At 31.3% G+C, this 20,944-nt stretch carries 19 protein-coding genes; 16 read left to right on the top strand and 3 right to left on the bottom strand.

Features of this window, described 5'->3' with window-relative positions; genetic code table 11:
- Positions 1-16 precede the first annotated feature (16 nt).
- Positions 17-460 carry a DUF6438 domain-containing protein gene (locus tag Q0739_RS03045; RefSeq protein WP_298237222.1) on the bottom strand — a complete coding sequence of 148 codons (444 nt, stop codon included), beginning with the start codon at positions 458-460 and terminating at the stop codon, positions 17-19.
- A gap of 351 nt (positions 461-811) precedes the next feature.
- Here Q0739_RS03045 and Q0739_RS03040 point away from each other — a divergent pair, with 351 nt between their 5' ends.
- From Q0739_RS03040 to Q0739_RS03030, 3 genes are all read left to right on the top strand, one after another.
- A complete protein-coding gene (locus Q0739_RS03040) occupies positions 812-1,324 on the top strand; it encodes a sigma-70 family RNA polymerase sigma factor (protein ID WP_298237221.1) in 513 nt (170 codons plus the stop codon).
- A gap of 52 nt (positions 1,325-1,376) precedes the next feature.
- Positions 1,377-2,312, top strand: coding sequence for a FecR family protein (locus tag Q0739_RS03035; RefSeq protein WP_298237220.1), 936 nt, complete (start codon positions 1,377-1,379; stop codon positions 2,310-2,312).
- 66 nt (positions 2,313-2,378) lie between these two features.
- The gene (locus tag Q0739_RS03030) at positions 2,379-4,730 is read left to right on the top strand and encodes a TonB-dependent receptor (RefSeq protein ID WP_298237219.1); all 2,352 of its coding nucleotides are present in this window, start codon (positions 2,379-2,381) and stop codon (positions 4,728-4,730) included.
- A 19-nt stretch (positions 4,731-4,749) separates the two neighbouring features.
- Here Q0739_RS03030 and Q0739_RS03025 read toward each other — a convergent pair whose 3' ends face one another.
- Positions 4,750-5,904, bottom strand: coding sequence for a DNA polymerase III subunit delta' (locus Q0739_RS03025; protein WP_298237218.1), 1,155 nt, complete (start codon positions 5,902-5,904; stop codon positions 4,750-4,752).
- A 147-nt stretch (positions 5,905-6,051) separates the two neighbouring features.
- Here Q0739_RS03025 and Q0739_RS03020 point away from each other — a divergent pair, with 147 nt between their 5' ends.
- The 4 genes from Q0739_RS03020 (at position 6,052) to Q0739_RS03005 (ending at position 10,932) form a co-directional block, all read left to right on the top strand.
- The gene (locus Q0739_RS03020) at positions 6,052-6,900 is read left to right on the top strand and encodes a T9SS type A sorting domain-containing protein (protein ID WP_298237217.1); all 849 of its coding nucleotides are present in this window, start codon (positions 6,052-6,054) and stop codon (positions 6,898-6,900) included.
- 215 nt (positions 6,901-7,115) lie between these two features.
- Positions 7,116-8,303, top strand: a complete 1,188-nt coding sequence (locus Q0739_RS03015) for a phosphoglycerate kinase (protein WP_298237216.1) — start codon at positions 7,116-7,118, stop codon at positions 8,301-8,303.
- A gap of 78 nt (positions 8,304-8,381) precedes the next feature.
- On the top strand, positions 8,382-9,935 hold the full coding sequence (locus tag Q0739_RS03010; RefSeq protein WP_298237215.1) for a LysM peptidoglycan-binding domain-containing protein: 1,554 nt from the start codon (positions 8,382-8,384) through the stop codon (positions 9,933-9,935).
- 22 nt (positions 9,936-9,957) lie between these two features.
- The gene (locus Q0739_RS03005) at positions 9,958-10,932 is read left to right on the top strand and encodes a DUF4837 family protein (RefSeq protein ID WP_298237214.1); all 975 of its coding nucleotides are present in this window, start codon (positions 9,958-9,960) and stop codon (positions 10,930-10,932) included.
- A gap of 54 nt (positions 10,933-10,986) precedes the next feature.
- On the opposite strand, the gene tatA is transcribed toward Q0739_RS03005, so the two are convergent.
- Positions 10,987-11,172 carry a twin-arginine translocase TatA/TatE family subunit gene (gene tatA / locus Q0739_RS03000; protein ID WP_298237213.1) on the bottom strand — a complete coding sequence of 62 codons (186 nt, stop codon included), beginning with the start codon at positions 11,170-11,172 and terminating at the stop codon, positions 10,987-10,989.
- Between the two features lie 117 nt (positions 11,173-11,289).
- On the opposite strand from tatA, the gene Q0739_RS02995 reads away from it, so the two are divergent.
- The 9 genes from Q0739_RS02995 to rfbD all read left to right on the top strand — a co-directional run bounded on the left by Q0739_RS02995 (position 11,290) and on the right by rfbD (position 20,872).
- Entirely contained in the window at positions 11,290-12,159 is an 870-nt protein-coding gene (locus Q0739_RS02995; RefSeq protein WP_298237212.1) for a M23 family metallopeptidase, read from the top strand.
- A 39-nt stretch (positions 12,160-12,198) separates the two neighbouring features.
- Entirely contained in the window at positions 12,199-13,248 is a 1,050-nt protein-coding gene (locus tag Q0739_RS02990; protein WP_298237211.1) for a Wzz/FepE/Etk N-terminal domain-containing protein, read from the top strand.
- Positions 13,249-13,334: 86 nt separating this feature from the next.
- Positions 13,335-14,828, top strand: a complete 1,494-nt coding sequence (locus Q0739_RS02985; protein WP_298237210.1) for a GH3 auxin-responsive promoter family protein — start codon at positions 13,335-13,337, stop codon at positions 14,826-14,828.
- Positions 14,829-14,866: 38 nt separating this feature from the next.
- Positions 14,867-16,555 carry a hypothetical protein gene (locus Q0739_RS02980; RefSeq protein ID WP_298237209.1) on the top strand — a complete coding sequence of 563 codons (1,689 nt, stop codon included), beginning with the start codon at positions 14,867-14,869 and terminating at the stop codon, positions 16,553-16,555.
- Between the two features lie 12 nt (positions 16,556-16,567).
- A complete protein-coding gene (locus Q0739_RS02975) occupies positions 16,568-17,641 on the top strand; it encodes a hypothetical protein (RefSeq protein ID WP_298237208.1) in 1,074 nt (357 codons plus the stop codon).
- A 4-nt stretch (positions 17,642-17,645) separates the two neighbouring features.
- Positions 17,646-18,689: a dTDP-glucose 4,6-dehydratase gene (gene rfbB, locus Q0739_RS02970; RefSeq protein WP_298237207.1), complete on the top strand. Its 1,044-nt coding sequence runs from the start codon at positions 17,646-17,648 to the stop codon at positions 18,687-18,689.
- A complete protein-coding gene (gene rfbA / locus Q0739_RS02965; protein WP_298237206.1) occupies positions 18,690-19,559 on the top strand; it encodes a glucose-1-phosphate thymidylyltransferase RfbA in 870 nt (289 codons plus the stop codon).
- On the top strand, positions 19,549-20,100 hold the full coding sequence (gene rfbC / locus Q0739_RS02960; RefSeq protein ID WP_298237205.1) for a dTDP-4-dehydrorhamnose 3,5-epimerase: 552 nt from the start codon (positions 19,549-19,551) through the stop codon (positions 20,098-20,100). Before rfbA ends, rfbC begins: the two co-directional genes overlap by 11 nt.
- Positions 20,090-20,872: a dTDP-4-dehydrorhamnose reductase gene (gene rfbD / locus Q0739_RS02955; RefSeq protein WP_298237204.1), complete on the top strand. Its 783-nt coding sequence runs from the start codon at positions 20,090-20,092 to the stop codon at positions 20,870-20,872. The genes rfbC and rfbD overlap by 11 nt, the downstream gene beginning before the upstream one ends.
- The last annotated feature ends 72 nt before the right edge of the window (positions 20,873-20,944 follow it).

Here is a 20,944-nt window from a genome sequence, read left to right as displayed (position 1 = left end):
TTTGTTTTTTTATATTTTAATTGTTGTCTTCGTTTATCATATTTGCAATATGCTCGAGCAGATTATTTAATTCTAATAAATTCCCTTTTGCTCTTTGCGATTGAAACACAATCTTTTTATTATTAAATTTTATTATAGTTAAAGGGTTGTCTCTACCCTTAGCATCACCAATATCTCTTGAATTAGAGTTTAAAATAAAATCGTTCATTTGTCTAACAATATCTGTCGATATAGTGGTTGTGTGAACACCTAATTTTATTACATTCTCAATGCCTTTATAAATAACTTGACCGTTTTCAAAAATCCACAAATCGTAAACGGGGCAATTATTTTGACATTTACCTTTAGACAAACTTAAAAAGGCGTCATTTGTATCTTTTAATTTTTCTTGCTTACTCACAAAATAAGACGTTAATAAAGTCATAGCAACTTTGTCTATCGGTTCAACATTCTTTTTCATTTAAGTTGCAAATTTGCGACAAAGTCTTATTGATTGGGGACATGCTTTGGCGCAAATTAGCTAACTCAACCTTTTCAGGTAATTAAACCTGAATGCAATACCATGTAATTCTTCATTACTATTTAAACCAAATCTCAAATATTATTTTAAGACATGGAATTGCGAAAATCCATAAAATGTAGGTAAGTTAAAAGTAAATAAGGGCTTAGCTTGGGGCTAAAAAAATCTCGTTTGTTATTTGGGGCTAAACAACTTCGTTTATATGTATAACAGTTAAAAAAGAAAACACCCTACTTATTAGTTTAATTTTTTTAATTTTGAACAATAAGACCTACGTACTTTTATGCATATATGAATAAGGAAACCAAATCTGTCTGTGAGGAAATAAACTACGAGCATCTATTTAGAACTCACTCTAAATCGCTTTTTAATTTTGTGTATTACAAATGTGGCGATAGACAGCAGGCAGAAGATATTGTTCAAGACACATTTGTTAAACTTTGGTACAATTGCTCTAAAGTAATATTTGATAAAGCAAAGTCCTATTTATATACCGTAGCCCGAAATCTTTTTTTAAATGAAGTAGCTCATAAAAAAATAGTGCTTCAACATCAATCGTTATCTTTTAATGATAGAACAAATGAATCTCCAGAATTTTTAATGGAGGAGCAAGAGTTTATGATAAAGCTAAAAAAAGTAATTGCCGATTTGCCTGAAAAGCAACGAGAAGTATTCTTATTGAGTAGAATTGATAAAAAGAAATATTCTGAAATTTCTGAAATAGTAGGTGTTTCAGTTAAAGCAGTTGAAAAACGTATGAGTTTGGCTTTAATTACATTAAGAGAAAAATTAGGTAACATTTAAAGTAGGGTAAAATGAACTCCAACTGTTTATATATTATAAGAACATACAAATAATGGAGAAATATATTAAAGACAATGCTTTTTTAGCACGTTGGATTGCGGGAGATTTATCTCCGCAAGAGCTAGAAAAGTTTCAAAAATCTGATGATTATCCCGTTCTTAAAAGAATTAATGATGCGTCCCAAAATCTAAAAGCACCTACTTTTAACGATCAAGCACTATTAAACAAATTACAAGAACTAAATAATTTACAATCAACAAGACCTAAAGGGAAAGTTGTTAAACTTATACCCAATTGGGCATATGCTGCCGCTGCAGTAGTTATTGCATTTGGTTTATTTTATGTAATGACAATGAAATCGCATTTTGAAACAGGATTTAGTGAGCAATTGGCTGTTGTGCTTCCAGATAATTCTGAAGTAAAGCTTAATGCAAATAGTCATCTAGATTATAAAACATTAGGATGGAAATCTAATCGTGCTTTACAATTAGATGGAGAAGCTTTTTTCGATGTTGAAAAAGGAGAGTCTTTTAAAGTTTTTACAGATGTTGGAATGGTAGAAGTACTAGGTACAGAATTTAATGTAATTTCTCGTGATTCTTATTTTGAAGTACAGTGTATGGAAGGTAAAGTAAGAGTAACAAGTACCGTTTTAAAGAAAAATGTTATTCTTTTACCTGGAGACGCTGTTCGTGTAGTAAATAACAGTTTGGAAGAATGGGATTTTGCCTTAACCGAATCAAACTGGACTTTAGGAGAAAGCACGTTTAAAAATACACCTATAAATCAGGTATTAATGTCTTTAGAAAATCAATTCAATATTACGCTTGATAAATCTAACATAGATAGTAATAAACGTTTTACAGGAGCTTTCACACATAAAGATTTAAAATTAGCCTTAAAAACTATCTCTGTGCCAATGGGGTTATCGTATTCTGTTGATAAAGAAACAGGTATTATTCTTCTTAATTCAAATAACAATAACTAAATTTTATTTTATTTAGTTATATTACCCTAAATTTGGGTACTACTTGAATTAATTTAAGAATAGTAAATGAAATTTAACATAGCGATTTTCTTTTTTTTCTTTTCGTTATATGTAACAGCTCAAAACAGGGCAACCTTAAACTATTTAAACGAACCAATAAGTGTTGTTTTTTCGGAATTAGAAGAAAAATTTAATATCAAGTTTTCGTATAATTCTGAATTAGTAAATGACAGGTTTATAACCCTTCAATTAAAAGAAGCCCTACTTGAAGATATTTTGTTTTTTTTAGAAGAAAAAGCAGCTATTAGAATTAAAAAAGAATCCGAACGTTATTACACAGTTAAGAGCAGGCGACTCCGTTTAACTGATACACAAGAGTTAGATGAAGTTTTAATAGAAGAATATTTAACCACGGGTATTAGCAAAAAAAATGATGATGCTTCTATTTCCCTTTCTCCACAAAAATTAGGAATTCTTCCAGGTTTAACCGAACCAGATGTTTTACAAAGTATTCAATTGATTCCAGGCGTACAAAGTCCCACCGAAACGGCAGCGGGGTTATATATTAGAGGGGGTACTCCAGATCAAAACCTAATTCTTTGGGATGGAATTAAAATGTACCATTCTGGGCATTTTTTCGGAACAATTTCAGCCTTTAACCCATATATAACCGATGAAATAAAAGTATATAAAAACGGGACTAAAGCACGTTATGGTAATAGAATTTCGGGCGTTATAGATATTACATCAGACAGCGAAATACCTAAAGAAATTAATGGCGGTTTTGGTTTTAATATGACCCATGCAGATGCGTATTTAAAAGCTCCTCTTGATAATAAATCTGCTGTAATGGTTTCAGCAAGAAGATCCATTACAGATGCTTTTGATACCGAAACCTTTCGTAATTTATCTCAAAGAGTATTTCAGGAAACAAAAATTTCTGACGGGAACAAGATTTTTGAGGATGATGAATTTTTAACAACTAAGGACATATTTTATTTTACAGATTTTACTGTAAAAGCAATGTTAAAACCAAATGCAAAAAACCAATTCACAATAAGTAGCCTTTACACTAAAAACAAACTTGATTATGGTTTCTTAATTGAAGAGTTTGAAGAAGCGTCTCAGGACAAATTAGAAATAATTAATCAAGGAACAAGTTTTAATTGGAATCATGAATCTAGTGAGTCATTTTCGCATGAGCTTAATGTATACATTTCCGATTTTGAGTTAGACTATATTGGAAGCAATAGCATAACAGATGAGTTTAGTGATGCGCTTAACAAACAAAACAAAATTCAAGATTTGGGTTTTTCATTTGATACAGATTGGAAACTTAATTCAACAAAGTCTTTAGGCTTGGGCTATCAATTTTCATCAAATAAAGTCGCTTACGGTTTAAATTTCATTGATAGTGAAGCACCAGAAGAAAATTTTGACGAATCTAATATTGACACAAATAACACGCAGGCTCTTTATTTAGAATATCGATATAAAACAAAAAACAAATGGTTTATAAATGCTGGAATAAGAACTAATTATTTTTCGGTATCCGATCAACTCTTTGTTGAACCACGCGTGCAAATAGAAAGAGCATTAAGTTCAAGTTTAAGGTTTAAAATATCAGGAGAAAGCCTGCATCAGGCTGTTAGTCAGATTGTGGAATTTAACACACAAGAATTTGGATTGGAAAATCAAATTTGGGCACTTTCAGATGGAGTCAATATACCAGTTTTAGAAAGCGCACAATTAACAGCTGGGTTTATATTAGATTATAGCGGTTGGAATGTTGATATCGAGGGATATTATAGAAACATTCAAGGCTTAACATCTTTCACACTAGGGTTTGATAATATTGACGATTTTTTCTCAAAAGGAAAAAGTAATGTATTTGGTTTAGATGTGCTCATAAAAAAGAAAATACAAAACTACAGAACGTGGTTAAGTTATTCTATTATGAATAATGATTTTACATTTGACAATATTAATAATGGGGAAAGTTTTTCGGGTAATACAGATATCACGCATCATTTAACATGGTCTCACACCTATGAATGGAATCGTTTTAATGTTTCATTAGGGTGGAATATAAGAACAGGCATTCCTTACACCAAAGCTGCAGGTTTAATAGATACTCCAGATGGAACCGTTATTGATTTTAAAGAGACAAATGGCGCCAGGTTACCTAATTATGATAGAGTAGATATTTCTGCTACGTATAAGTTTAATGTTTCTACAAATGAAAAATGGAAAGGAAAATTAGGTGTTTCTCTTTTGAATTTATATAATAAAGAGAATATATTGAGTAGAACTTATGAAAAAAGGCAAAGCACTACTGAAACTGGAGAAGTGTTACGAGAGGTAAATAGATCCTCTTTAGGAATAACACCAAACGTAGTTTTTAGACTGGAATTCTAAAATAGCCACACTCTTTTGGTCAAGCAGATTTTTTGTGAAGTAATCGAGTAAGCTTAATAGATAAGTCTGTTAATATAATTTTCGAATTCCCATTACGCTCAATATGATAAATGGCATTTTGAAGCTCTTCACTAATTTCCAAAATGTTATTATTATGTATAAAAGGCGCAAAATTTTCAAGTTTAAAGTTTTTAGATTTAGGTTCTAAGAAAACAAGATCTTTAGCTCCATAATTTAATAACAAGGCTTGCCTTATAAAGTTTATACAAAAGTGTAAAAATTGTTTTTGTGTTTCTCTTCCTGTTTTCGCAATATCTTCACTCCAAGAAATTAAATCGTGAATCGCCTTTTTGTTTCCTTTTGCTTTAAAAGCACTTCGTATCCAGAAAACAAACCATTCTTCAAACTGTAAATCTTCAGAATCTTGGTACACTAAATCACAAGCTTTGTTATAGTTACCATTTGCTTGATGTGCAATTTTTGCAGCTACGGTTGCGTCTAAATTATAATCTTTAATTAGAGCGCTTTTTATTACATCTTCTGCTAAAGGAGGAAAATGTAGTATTTGACAGCGTGATCTTATTGTGTTAATTATTTGTTCTTCATCTTCGGCAATGAGAATGAAAATAGTTTTATTAGGGGGTTCTTCAATAAGCTTAAGTAATTTGTTAGCACAGGCAGTATTCATTTTTTCCGCCATCCATATAATCATTACTTTATAACCGCCTTCATAAGATTTTAAACTTAATGATTTTACTATATCTAAGGCTTCATCAACACCTATTTGACCTTGTTTGTTGTCTACTCCTAGTAGTTTGTACCAATCGAATAAATTCCCGTAAGGTTGTTCTTTTAAAAGTTGACGCCATTCTTCTAAATAATGTTTGGAGATAGGGTGACTCTTAGCTTTACTGCTCGTAATAACAGGAAAAGCAAAATGTAAATCTGGATGAGAAAAATTTTTGAATTTTAGATTACAAGCCTCATTACCATTATTGTTTTCAGCACTAATATTGTTGCACAATATATACTGTGCATAAGCAATGGCAGTTGGTAACGTGCCACACCCCTCTTTCCCTACAAATAGCTGAGCATGAGGTATTCTACCATTATCGACACTCTTTGCTAAATGAGTTTTTATATGATTCTGACCTAAAATATCGGCAAATAACATGCAGCAAATATAGTAGAATTGGCATTGTAATTGCAATAAGGCTAAATAAAAGGTTGCTTATCGAGTTTTTATAGCATCTACTATTTTTTATTATAGATTTGAGTCCCTCTATAATCTATTAGTTTTTAATTGTTTAAAATTAAAATTATGAATAAAACTACTTTAATTCTTACATCACTGTTTTTAAGTGTGTTTTATTTAAGCGCACAATCTGCAAAGCAAGGCTTTGATAATAAAGCCGAAGATAATTGGGCTTATACATCTAATATTCTATTCTATTCACAAAGTAACAATACAGATATTTGGGGCAGGAGGTCTAATGCCAATGGCCGTATTCCAGGACCTTTTTCTGGATCAGATTTTTTAGCTGGGCGCGATTTAGACAATGCGTATTCCGAGCAAGTTTTACAGACAGATACTCCAGAGCATATACTTACTTTTGAAACACTTAATATTGGTGGAGTACAGGCGAATTTATCTTTTAGAGTTCAATATATTGGTTTAGATAAAGGCGATTATATTAAATTTCAATTACGATACGATAACGCTACAGACTGGAATACAGCTGATTATAGTTATGATGTGTTTAAAACATCTCAAAACGGTAACTTTAATTCTGTAGGTTGGGACGAAGTTGCATATAGCATTCCATCAGGACATAACTTTGTAAGAATGCGTTTGATAGTTTATCAAAACGGAAATGAATATTTAGGTTTTGATAATTTTGAACTTCAAACAGCAACGTTATCAAATAAAAACAATTTAATCGAAGGGTTTTCATTTGGACCAAATCCAACTAGAGGAAGCATTAATTTTAAAGCAAATGTTGTACTAGACAAAATTTCCTTTTACAATGTATTAGGGAAGGAAGTTATGACGAAAAGAGTAAATACTAAAGAGGTGTCTATGAATCTTTCAAACCTTTCCAGTGGCATTTATTTAGCAAAAGTACAGTCTGGAAGCATTACACAAACATTAAAAATAATAAAGAAATAATCCGAACATATATATTGATTTATTAATCCGAGTACTTTATTAAAAGCTACTCGGATTTTATTTTTTCTATTTTTTACCCAAACTAAGCAACAAAATTTAAGATTTCTTGAAAATCTTTATCACTTCAAACGTTTTCGTTAAAAAACACATTTTTTAGCTCTTCTTTATTAGTTACATTTGTGTATCAATTACTTAAAATATAAAAACACATACTAATGAAAACCATAAACGATTTTAATTTCGAAAACAAAAAAGCACTAATTCGCGTAGATTTTAATGTGCCTTTAAATGAAAATTTTGAGGTTACTGATGCAACAAGAATTGTTTCAGCTAAACCAACAATTATTAAAATTTTAGAAGATGGGGGAAGTTGTATTTTAATGTCCCATTTAGGACGCCCTAAAGGTGTGCAGGAGGAGTTTTCATTAAAACATATTGCTGCAAAAGTAGAGGATATATTAGGTGTGGGTGTAAAATTTGTAGACCAATGCGTAGGAGAAAAAGCAATAGAAGCTGCAGCTAATCTTGAACCAGGAGAAATTTTACTGTTAGAGAACCTGCGTTTTCATAAAGAAGAAACTGCTGGCGATCAAGACTTTGCAGAGCAGTTATCTAAGTTAGGAGATATATATGTTAATGATGCTTTTGGTACAGCGCATAGAGCACATGCCTCAACAACCATTGTAGCGCAATTTTTCCCAGACAAAAAATGTTTTGGAAATCTTTTAGCACAAGAAATTGAGAGTATTAAAAAAGTTATGGAAACAGGAGAAAAACCTGTTCTAGCAGTTCTAGGAGGGGCCAAAGTATCTTCGAAGATTACAATAATTGAAAATATTTTAGATAAAGTAGACCACTTAATAATTGGTGGCGGAATGTCTTTTACATTTGTGAAAGCTCAAGGAGGAAAAATAGGAAATTCAATTTGTGAAGATGATAAAATGGAATTAGCATTAGAAATTTTAAATCAAGCTAAAGCTAAAAATGTTCAAGTTCATATTCCTGTAGATGTAGTAGCGGCAGATGCTTTTAGTAACGATGCTAATACACAAATAGTTGATATTAACCAAATCCCTAATGGGTGGGAAGGTGTTGATGCAGGACCAAAATCTATTGAGATATTCGATAAGGTTGTAAACGAATCTAAAACAATTCTTTGGAATGGTCCTCTTGGAGTTTTTGAAATGGAAAGTTTCGCTAATGGAACAATAGAACTTGGTAATTCTATTGCAGAAGCAACAAAAAATGGCGCATTTTCATTAGTTGGAGGAGGCGATTCAGTAGCTGCAGTAAAACAGTTTGGTTTTGAACACAAAGTGAGTTATGTAAGTACAGGTGGAGGTGCAATGCTAGAAAGTTTAGAAGGAAAAACGTTGCCAGGAATTGCAGCAATTTTAGAATAAACATAATTAAGTTTTCTAATTAGCTTAAAAAATACGATTTTAGCCATACTATCGTTCAATAACTACCGAACAGATTTTATGGCTATTCGTTTTTTTAAAATATTATTGCTTTTCAATATAGGAATTTGTTTTTCACAGGTTCAAGACACTATTTCTGTACAAAATACCCCTATTAAAGACACTATAGTAGATGGGGCATCACAAATAGTTAAAGTTGTTGAAGCTTTAAAAGATAGTACTTCTCAGAAAATTTTAGAGGATAACAAATTAGCAGCACAATTTGATGAGGCATGGTATGAAGAATTGTATAGCAACAATTTGTTTGATACCATTTATAAATCGGTTACAGAATTAACATTCGAAGAAGTTGATTATCCTGAGTTATCTACCGACATACTTAAGGCAAGATTACAAGAATTAGACGCAAGAACACCTTTTAATGTAGAGTACAATCCAGCATTAGAAAGTGTTATTAAATCTTACCTTAAAAACAGAAGAAAGTCTATTCAAAAGTTAATAACCTTGAGTGCGTTCTATTTCCCTATGTTTGAGCGCGAATTAGATAACCATAATATACCGCTCGAAATAAAGTATTTAGCGATTGTTGAATCTGCATTAAAACCAAGAGCGAAGTCGCGAGTTGGAGCAACAGGCTTATGGCAGTTTATGTTTGCTACTGGAAAAATGTACGGGTTAGATGTAAGTAGCTATGTTGATGAGCGTAGCGACCCCATAAAATCCACTGAAGCAGCATCAAAATATTTAGCAAAACTATATGAAATTTTTGGCGATTGGGATTTAGCTTTAGCTGCCTATAATTCTGGCCCAGGTAATGTTTCTAAAGCTATTAGACGTTCTGGAGGTTATAAAAATTATTGGAATATTAGACACAATTTACCACGTGAAACAGCTGGTTATTTACCTGCTTTTTTAGCTAATATGTATATTTTTGAATATGCGGAAGCGCATGGTTTTAAAAAATTAAAGCCAGAACTAACATTGGTTGAAACAGATACAATAAGAGTAAAAAGCATGATTACTTTGGATCAAGTTTCAGAAGTTACAGGAACGCCTGTTGAAGAGCTTCAATTTTTAAATCCTTCATATAAATTAGACATTATACCATTTATAAAAGATGAGAATTATGTGTTAAGATTACCAAGAGATGTTGTAGGTAGTTTTGTGAACAATGAAGAAGCTATTTATGCTTTTGTTAAAGAAGAATTTGCCAAAAGAGAAAAACCCTTGCCTAAGTTTTTTAACGCTAACGATCGAGTACGATACACTGTAAGGTCTGGCGATTACCTAGGTAGAATTGCAAGAAGATACGCCGTAAGAGTAAGTGATATAAAGCGATGGAATGGTTTAAGAAGTAACGACTTAAAAATTGGACAACGGCTAACTATTTACCCAAGAAAGCCTTATGCTCAGGCTTCTAAAACCAGCAAAAAACAATCAAGTTCAAAACCATTAGCTGGAAATATAACTACCTATACTGTTAGGAGTGGTGATTCACTTTGGAGTATATCTCAAAAATTCCCAGGAGTTTCTGTTCAAAACATTAAAGATTGGAACGATATTAGCAGTAATAAATTAAAACCTGGAATGACGCTTAAAATATCTAAAAGTTAAGCACTAAAAAACCATATAAATTATGCAAAAATCAATTTTATTTTTAGTCTTGTTATTACTTGTTATGTCTTGTGGAGAGGGAAAAGCAGATGAAAAAATACTTTTAGACTCTACTGGAAACATTAATGAAGTATCTGTAGTAATCGATAATGAATCTTGGAAGGGAAGTGTTGGTGAAGCAATAAGGGATGTTTTAGCATCACCAGTTTATGGATTGCCTCAAGACGAGCCCGTGTTTTCAATAAACCAAATTCCAACGAATGTGTTTTCGGGGTTTATTACTAAAAATCGTACTATTTTAAAGGTAGAAATGGGAAAAAAAACTGCTACCGAATTTCATAGTAACATATATGCAAAGCCACAGAAGGTGGTTCTTGTTTTAGGAGAAACAAAACAAGATGTAATAAATCAACTTAAGGAGAATGCATCAAGAATAATAGAAACGTTTAGAAATATCGAAATTTATGAAAAGCAGCGTTTAATCAAAAAGTCATTATATAATGCGTCATTTTTAAAAGAAAAAATGGGACTAAATATTAGATTCCCAACAGCATACAGGGTTGCTAAGGACGATAATAATTTCTTTTGGTTAAGAAAAGATGTTAATACAGGTACCTTAAATTTATTGATTTACGAATTACCCATAGATGCTATTAAGAGAAATGATAGTATTATAAATCAAATTATAGCTATTAGAGACTCCATTGGCAAATCACATATTGAAGGACCAGTAGAAGGATCTTATATGATAACAGAAATGGCTTATACGCCTTTTCATATTGAAACAATTTTAGATAACAAGCCTACTCTAGAAACAAAGGGTATGTGGGATGTTAAAAATGCTTTTATGGCTGGCCCATTTATTAATTACGCTATAGAAGATAAAATTAATAATAGATGGGTTATTGCAGAAGGGTTTGCCTTTGCGCCTTCAGTAGAAAAACGAAATTATATGTTTGAGCTTGAGTCTATTATTAAGTCGATAAAACTTGAATAATTTCAATAAAAAAACCAGCACATTGTGCTGGTTTTTTTAGTTTAGGAACGATACTTATTCCTTTTTATCATCTTTACTAGTGTCTTCTTCTTTACTAGCATCTTTAAACTCTTTTATTCCACTACCTAGGCCACGCATTAATTCAGGAATTTTCTTTCCTCCAAATAAAAGTAATACAACAACAACGATTAAAGCTATTTGCCATGGACCAATTGCTAATGGTAATATATATAAACTCATAATTAATTTAATTTGATTACAAAGTTAATAATTAAAGTTTAATATTAGCGTTTATAGCCTAACTTTAGTATTAATAGAAAGAGCTTGACAATAATTTGTTTATTTTTGTTTTTTGTTATGAGTGAAAAGAAAAAAGGATCAAGTAAAATTAAGAATAAATTACTCGATAAGTATCGATTAGTGATACTTAATGAAAACACGTTTGAGGAACGTATAGCCTTTAAATTAAATAGGTTAAACGTATTTGTTTTTGGTTTTGCTGGAATTATATTGTTAATTATGATTACCTATTTCATCATTGCTTTCACTTCTCTTAGAGAGTATATTCCAGGTTATTCGTCTACAGCTTTAAAAAAACAGGCTACAGCTTTAAGTTATAAAACAGATTCTCTTCAGCGGGTATTAGCATTGAATGAACGTTACTATACATCTATAAAGAAAGTGTTACAAGGAGATGTTAGCGCCTCTAACATTAATAAAGATTCCATTATTGAAGCTACTAAACTTGAAGCAAGTGAAGTGGATTTAAAACCTATTATTGAAGATTCGCTACTTAGAGAGAAAGTTGATAAAGAAGATAAATATAATTTGTTTGAATCGGCGATATCTTCAACTAATTTTGTGTTGTTTCCACCAGTTAGTGGCACCATTAGTGAACCATATAATTTAAAAGAAAAACATTATGCTGTTGATATTGCAGTAACAAAAGACACGCCTATTAAAGCAACTGCTGATGGTACTGTAATTTTTTCCGAATGGACTGCAAGCACTGGAAATGTGATAATTATAGAACATAGTTACGGATTAATTTCTGCATATAAGCATAATGCAGCTCTAATTAAATCTCAAGGCGATCTGGTTAAAGCAGGAGAAGTAATTGCAACTGCAGGTAACTCGGGAGAGCTTTCTACGGGTCCACATTTGCATTTCGAATTATGGAACGACGGCTATCCAATTAACCCAACAAACTTTATAGATTTTAAATAAGAATAATTCAATAAAATTTAATTAATAGAAAACTAAAATATGGCAAATAATTATTCCCCAAAACCCGATCAAGAAGAAGTAGATTTAGGTCAATTATTTAAACTTATTGGAAGTGCATTTGAAAGATTTTTTAATTTTTTCAAATCCATTTTCAAATCCATTTTAAACGTATTTGTTTTTCTTGTTAAAGCCTTATTAAATAATTATAAACTTATTATACTTTCCATTATTGTGGCTGGTGTTTTAGGGTTTGCTCTAGAAAAAATGAGTAAGGATGTTTATACAGCACAAATGATTGTTAAGCCTTATTTTGACTCTAAATATCAATTAGTTACAAATATTGACTATTATAATGCCTTGATTAAGGATAAGGATTATAAACGTTTAAATAGTGCTTTTAATATTGATGAAGAGGCATTGAAGGGTTTAATAGAATTTGAAATGAATCCAGGACCTGAAACGGAAAATGAAAGGGCACTTCAGTACGAAAACTTTCTTAAAGGAATTGATAGTATAAGAAGAGAAGATTTTAGTTTTAAAGATTTTGTGGAAAATAGAAGTATTTATTCTGGAGATTTATTTGAAATTAAAGTGAAGTCTTCAAAAAAGGATATTTTTAAATTTTTAGAAAAAGGTTTAAATTCTACATTTTCAAATGAGTATTCTATGAAAAAAATGAAGAAACGAGACTCTATTATATTAATTGAAAAAGAAAGAATTCAAAATTCTTTGAATCAAGTAGATTCATTAAAACGGGTTTATATTAATGTCATGCAGTCTGAATCTAACAGCAATAATGGACCTCTTACATTAAAAGATGGGATGTCACTTGTTCAAGAACGCGTTCAAACAAAGGAATATGAGTTGTTAACAAAAGAGCTTGATTTAAGAAAAGAGTTAACTGCTCTTGCTTCTGAGCAAATAGAAGAGAATGAATATTTTGATACTATTTCAAGCTTTCAAGAAATAGGGTTTATTGATAAAGAACTTTGGGAAAGATACAGTTTGATTCTTCCTGCTTTAACATTTGTATTGTTATGTATTGGCTTTTTATTTAGGCAATTAATATTATTTGTAAAGAGTTACTAAATGTAATTAAAGTTTTAGATAGCAATTTTTTCAATTGAACATCACGTATTATAGAATCTTAAAAAGAATACAGAATAATAAAACGTATGCTATCACTAAAATCTGCTTTAGCAAAACCTTTTGCAAAACGTATTTATAAAAAAATTCAGAAATGGGCTAATAGCCCCATTGAAACTCAAAACAAAATCTTTCAAGAATTAATTTCTGAAGCTACTAGCACTGTATTTGGAAAAGATCATGATTTTGTGAGTATAAATAATTATGCAGATTTTATAAAACGTGTCCCTATTCGAGACTATGAAGAGTTAAAGCCTTATGTTGAAAAAGTAGTAGCCGGTGAAGAAGATATCCTTTGGAAAGGTAAGCCTATTTATTTTGCAAAAACATCAGGAACTACTTCAGGTTCAAAATATATTCCAATTACAAAAGAGAGTATGCCTAGTCACGTTGAAGCGGCTAGAAATGCTATTCTAATGTATATTTATGAAACAGGGAATGCAAAATTTGTAGATGGTAAAATGATTTTTTTACAAGGGAGCCCCATTTTAAAGGAACAAAACGGGGTGCAACTTGGACGATTATCAGGGATTGTCGCGCATTATGTTCCTAAATATTTACAAAAAAACAGGTTACCTTCTTGGGAAACCAATTGTATTGAAGATTGGGAAACTAAAGTAGATGCTATAGTTGAAGAAACTTTGCCTGAAAACATGACTATTATTTCTGGAATTCCCTCTTGGGTTCAAATGTATTTTGAAAAGCTTCAAGAGAGAACAGGAAAGAAAGTAGGTGATATATTTAAAAATTTTAATCTATTCATTTTTGGAGGGGTTAATTACGAGCCTTACCGAGCAAAATTTGAAAATCTTATTGGCAGAAAAGTAGATAGTATAGAGTTATACCCTGCAAGTGAAGGCTTTTTTGCTTTTCAAGATAAACAAGATGAAAAAGGAATGTTACTTCAATTAAATTCAGGTATTTTTTATGAGTTTATTAAAGCTGATGAATTTTTTGATGAAAACCCAAAACGAATAACTATTGGATCTGTTGAGGTTGGTGTAAATTATGTGATGATAATTTCAACAAATGCTGGATTGTGGGCATATAATATTGGAGATACCGTTCAGTTTACTTCAACAAAACCTTATCGAGTTATAGTATCAGGAAGAATAAAACATTTTATTTCTGCTTTTGGTGAGCATGTTATAGGCAAAGAAGTAGAACAGGCCATACAAGAAGCCACTGAAAACTCTACTATTAGAGTTTCAGAATTTACCGTAGCCCCTCAAATAAATCCCAAAGAAGGGTTGCCATATCATGAATGGTTTATTGAATTTGAAAATGAACCAAAAGATCTTTCCGCTTTAGCAAAAAAAATAGACGAATCGCTTCAAAAACAAAACACCTATTATTTTGATTTGATTCAAGGTAAAGTGCTACAACCACTTAAAATAACTAAAGTGAAGCAAGGCGGTTTTCAAGACTATATGAAATCCATTGGTAAATTAGGGGGGCAAAATAAGCTTCCTAGACTATCGAATGACAGAAAAATTGTTGATAGTTTTTTGTATAAAAATTAACACAAATAATAGTATCTTTGGTGCAACCAAACTAGACTATGCGCAGTAAAAAACATCATGAGAGAACTCGTGCTCAAGAAAGCTCGAACGCTATTGAGCGGATGTATATAACTATGCGTCATTTGTTTAATAGAGGGTTTTATAAACCTATGGGGGTTTCTGGAGAAACACTAAGGCAAGCTTTATTGCTTTTAAAACCAGAAATCTATGGTTCTATAGGCGAAGAAAAAGCAGAATTGGAAGGTCTATTATATGTCATGGATAGGCTTCCAATTGGTATTGAAGAGTGTCGATTTATTAATTTAACTAGTGACGAAGGTTATGCCAATTCTCATTTTAAACCAATTATTCCTGAAAAGAGAAGACGTAATTGCTATAGAATTGATGATGAACAAATGAATATTGAGATTACCAGAGGACGTTCTGAAATCTATGATATTTTAACACATCTTACTTTTCTTTTTGTAGAATCTCACAAAATTAGTAATCGCGTAGTGATTAATGAAGACGGTGCGACTACTAGAGATTGGATAAAATTGGAAAAAGCTGTTTTATCAAAAAAGAAACTCACTCAAGAAGAAAGAGAAGTTGCAATTACACATGCAGCGTATATTCTTGGTAGAACTTTTAACGAGTTAAGAAATATTTACAACGAATTTTCAACACCAACAAAGCCTGAACGTTTATTACACATAGTGTATTGGTTAGGAAAGTTAGCAATTGAAGAGCAAATAAATGATAATAAGCGGACAGTAACATTTAGTCCTGTGTTAAGAGAACGCATAGGTCACCATATACATGGAGAAGTATGGGCAAATAATATTAAAGAAATTCTTAATAAAAAAGCACTTTTAGATAGGGAAATTCATATTATTAGCGCCAACATGCATAGTGTTATGAATACGCTTTTTGCCCCAAATGCATTACAAACTTTGCTTTCGAAAAAAGATATTTTTGAAGTATATGAAGCTTTGAGCAATAAAGAAAACAATGATCTTCGAAATAAAGTTACAAAAGAAGCGTTGCAAAAGGGGATGATTTATATTAAAGATACTTCTGGAGCAAACATAGATGTTCAAGTTTTTGATACTCAACTATTAGGCGACTCAAAAACAGATATTAATATAAATGAATCTGTGTTAAAGTCGAAAAAACCGCTTATATTAGTCATGGATTACGCTTTTGGAGAGCAAGCCTACGAGACGATTGATGAATTATTGAAGCCTTATAAAATAAAAGGCAAGAAGGTTCATTTAGATGTTAAATCTTTATCAATTATGGGAAAAGCTGGGATTTTAGAAGGGGGTAAAGGAGATATAATGATTCCATCGGCGCATATTTTTGAAGGGACAGCAGATAATTACCCCTTTAAAAATGAATTGACTAAAGAAGATTTAGAATGTCAAGGTGTTGGTGTCTATGAAGGAACCATGATTACAGTGCTTGGTACATCCTTACAGAATAAGGATATTTTGAAGTTCTTTTATAACTCAACTTGGAATGTAATTGGATTAGAAATGGAGGGTGCGCATTATCAAAAAGCAATTCAGGCAGCTGCAAAAGTTAGAGGTAGCATAAACCCCGATGTAAAAGTGAGATACGCTTATTATGCAAGTGATAATCCATTAGAAACAGGAAGCACATTAGCTTCTGGTGGGTTAGGAACATCTGGTGTTAGACCCACATATGTAATAACAAGAAAGATATTAGAACAAATATTTAATTAATAATTTAGGATTATGAGCAAAGATTTGCCGAAGCCACAGCAATCTGAAGAAGTAGATTTAGGACAATTGTTTAAATTATTAGGAAACACTTTTGATCGATTTTTTAAGTTTATAGGAAGCATTTTTAACAAGCTCTTTTTAGTATTTGTTTGGATGATATTTTTTATAAAAAAGCATCTTATAAAAATCATCTTAGCAGGGGTAATAGGTTTTGCTTTAGGATTTATAAATGAAAAAACATCAGACCCATATTATAGTTCTTCGGCTATAATTAAGCAAAATTATAATACTGGAGAAGTGCTTTATGAGGCTGTTGAGTACTATAACAAACTTGTTGCTGAAGTAGACACCATTACTTTAGCCAATGATTTGAATATAAATTCTTCAAAAGCATCATCCATTAAAGGTTTTTCTATAGTGGCGGTTACAAACGATAACAATAGAATTAAGAGCTATGACACTTATATCAAAAGCTTAGATTCTGTTGTGGCGTCTACAATCACATACGATAATTACCTAGAATTTTCAAAAGAGTTTGACGTACCTTTTCAAAAAATAGATTTACATTCTTATACTAATGAATCTTTTGAGGACGTCATTATAGAAGTAGTGAATAAGGTTAAAACATCTCCTTATTTCCTTAATGCACAAATGAGAGATTTAAATGAACTGAGAGGACGTGAAATTGCGCTAAAACAAACATTACAGAAATCAGATTCTTTACAAGCGGTTTATCAAGAGGTTTTATTGAAAACTACCGACCCTGAAAATGCTGGACAAACAAGTATTACTATAGACAATACTGAAGATAAAAGCATTACCAAAGAATATGAATTATATCAAAGTGACTTGGTTTTAAGAAGAGAGTTAGTTGAAATTGAACGTACTAAAGAAGAAATAGAAAACATTATAGAAATTGTATCTGTAAAAAAAGAGCGAGGTGTAGTACAAGATACTACTGATGTTTTTGGATTGGAGTTAAGTAGGCCAATAGTATATGCATGTCTATTGTCAATATTAATCTTTGTTTTATTATTAGCAATAGACTTTTTGAAGTTTTTAGAACGCTTTAAAGAAAAAGTATAGATAAATGAATATTCTAATAACAGGAGGCGCAGGGTTTATTGGCTCTCATGTTGTACGCTTATTTGTGAACAAATATCCAGATTATATGATTTATAATCTAGATTGTTTAACTTATGCAGGTAATTTAGAAAATTTAAAAGATTTAGAAAACGCAACTAATTATACTTTTATTAAAGAAGATATTACAGATGCTCTAACTATTAACGCTCTTTTTAAAGAATATAAGTTTGATAAGATTATTCATCTAGCAGCCGAATCTCATGTCGATAGATCCATAAAAGACCCTGTTGCTTTTGTAAAAACAAATGTTATTGGTACTTTAAACCTCCTTAATGCGTTTAAAGAATGTCATAAATCTAATTTTAAAAACAAGTTGTTTTATCATATAAGTACCGACGAGGTTTATGGAAGTTTAGGTGAATCAGGGCTATTTACAGAAACTACTTCTTACGACCCTAATTCACCATATTCTGCTTCAAAGGCAAGTTCAGATCATTTTGTTAGAGCTTATGGAGAAACATTCAATTTGCCATATGTTATAACAAATTGCTCTAATAATTATGGGCCTAATCAATTTCCTGAAAAACTTATCCCATTGTTTATAAATAATATTATAAATAATAAACCGTTGCCAGTTTATGGAGATGGAAATTATACGAGAGATTGGTTGTACGTCGAAGACCATGCTAAGGCGATAGACTTAGTTTTTCATATGGGCGATAATAGAGAAACATATAACATTGGAGGCTTCAATGAATGGAAGAACATTGATTTGGTTAAATTACTTTGTAAGCAAATGGATATAAAATTAGGTCGTCCTATGGGATCTTCAAAAAAACTGATTACCTATGTAAAAGATAGACCAGGGCATGACAAGAGATATGCGATAGATGCTTCAAAAATAAACAATAAACTAGGGTGGAAACCCTCCTTAAAATTTGAAGAAGGCTTATCTAAAACCATAGATTGGTATTTAAACAATACAGTTTGGTTAGAAAATGTTACTAATGGGAATTATCAACTATACTATAAAAAACAATATAGTTAAATGAAAGGAATTATATTGGCAGGAGGTTCTGGAACGAGATTACATCCGCTTACTAAAGTTGTAAGTAAACAACTTATGCCTGTTTATGATAAACCCATGATATACTATCCTTTAACTACTTTGATGTCTGCAGGAATAAGAGAGATACTAATTATTTCAACCTCAAAAGACACGCCATTATTTAAAGATCTTTTAGGAAGTGGTGGTAATTATGGATGTAAATTTGAATATGCTATTCAAGAAAATCCAAATGGGCTTGCAGAGGCATTTATAATCGGCGAACGTTTTATTGGAGATGATAAAGTGGCTCTTATACTAGGAGATAATATTTTTTATGGATCAGGACTACAACAAATATTAAAATCAAACAATAATCCTGATGGAGGAATTATTTATGCTTATCATGTTCACGATCCTCAACGTTATGGGGTCGTTGAGTTTGACAAGGATAACAAAGCAATTTCAATTGAAGAAAAACCAACAAATCCGAAATCTAATTTTGCTGTTCCCGGGATATATTTTTATGATAATCAGGTTGTTGAAATTGCAAAGAATATCAAACCAAGCGATAGAGGTGAATTAGAAATTACAGATGTAAACAAAGTCTATTTAAACGCTGGTAAGCTTAATGTTCAAATTTTAGATAAAGGTACTGCATGGTTAGACACAGGGACTTTTACGTCCCTTATGCAGGCAAGTCAGTTTGTACAAGTAATAGAAGAGCGTCAAGGACAAAAAATAGGATGTATAGAAGAAATAGCCTATAAAATGGGCTATATTAATAAAGACCAACTACGTAAATTAGCTGAACCTTTACTTAAAAGCGGTTATGGTGAGTACCTTCAAAATTTAGCTAAATATGATAATTGAAGAAACACACTTAAAAGGTTGTTATATTTTATCTCCTAAGGTTTTTGAAGATGAGCGAGGGTATTTTTTTGAGACTTTTAATGAAAACGTCTTTAAAAGCCAAACGGGATTGTCGGTAAAGTTTGTTCAAGACAATCAATCAAAATCATCTATGGGTGTTTTACGTGGATTACATTTTCAAAAAAGCAATCATTCTCAAGCAAAACTGGTTCGAGTAATAAAAGGGAAAGTATTAGATGTTTGTGTAGATTTAAGAAAAAATTCCGATACATTCGGAGAACATTTTTCTATTATATTAGATGATAAACAACATAAACAGTTTTATGTCCCACGAGGTTTCGCACATGGGTTTTTGGTGTTAGAAGACGATACTATTTTCTCATATAAATGCGATAATTTTTATAATAAAGAATCTGAGTCAGGGATTTTATATAATGATGACACATTGAATATTGACTGGAATTTTCCTGAGGAGAAATTAATTATTTCTGAAAAAGATTTGGCCTTACCGTCGTTAAAAACACTTCTTAATGAAATCTAAGGTTTTGGTAACTGGTGCTAATGGGCAGTTGGGAGAAACAATACGTGAATTATTTTCTACTAACAATTTAGGGCTTGAATTTATCTTTGCGGTAAAGGAGGAGTTAGACATTACTAATAAGGTTGAATTAAAACGTTATTTTAACTTAAACAATTTTAGTTATTGTATTAATTGTTCAGCTTATACTAATGTAGAGCAATCTGAAAAAACACCAGACCTAGCCTACAAGGTTAACGCACAAGGCGTTCAAAATTTAGCTATATTGTGTAATGAAAATGATATTATCTTAATTCATATTTCAACAGATTATGTTTTCGATGGGGAGAAAACAAAACCTTATACAGTATTAGACAAAACCAATCCCATAAACGAATATGGTAAATCTAAGTTAGCAGGAGAACAATTTATCCAGAGCAGTTTAAGTAAATATTTTATTATAAGAACTTCTTGGCTTTACAGTAAAAAATACGGCAATAATTTTTATAAATTTATCGTAAAAAACGCAAAAAATGGTATTGACTTATCAATAACAACAGATCAAATAGGTTGCCCAACCGATGCCGAAGATTTGTCTAAATATTTAGTTGAGTTAATAGCAGATAAAAACACCAATTATGGAATTTATCACTTTTGTAATTCTGAACCTATGACTTGGTACGATTTTGCGAAGCTAATATTGAAAGAAAACAAGTTGTTAGGCAAAATCGATCTTAAGGCTACTAGTAATTATAGAACAGTTGCTAAACGTCCTAAATATAGTGTGTTAGGATAGAATCTTAGAGATTATAAGTAGATGGTTTTCTATATTAATAAGTGTAGAGCTACCAATTAAATAAGGAAATAA

Origin of the sequence: uncultured Algibacter sp., from assembly GCF_947487605.1 — a bacterium.
Classification (GTDB): domain Bacteria; phylum Bacteroidota; class Bacteroidia; order Flavobacteriales; family Flavobacteriaceae; genus Algibacter_D.
This window is presented reverse-complemented; position numbering and strand designations above follow the sequence as displayed.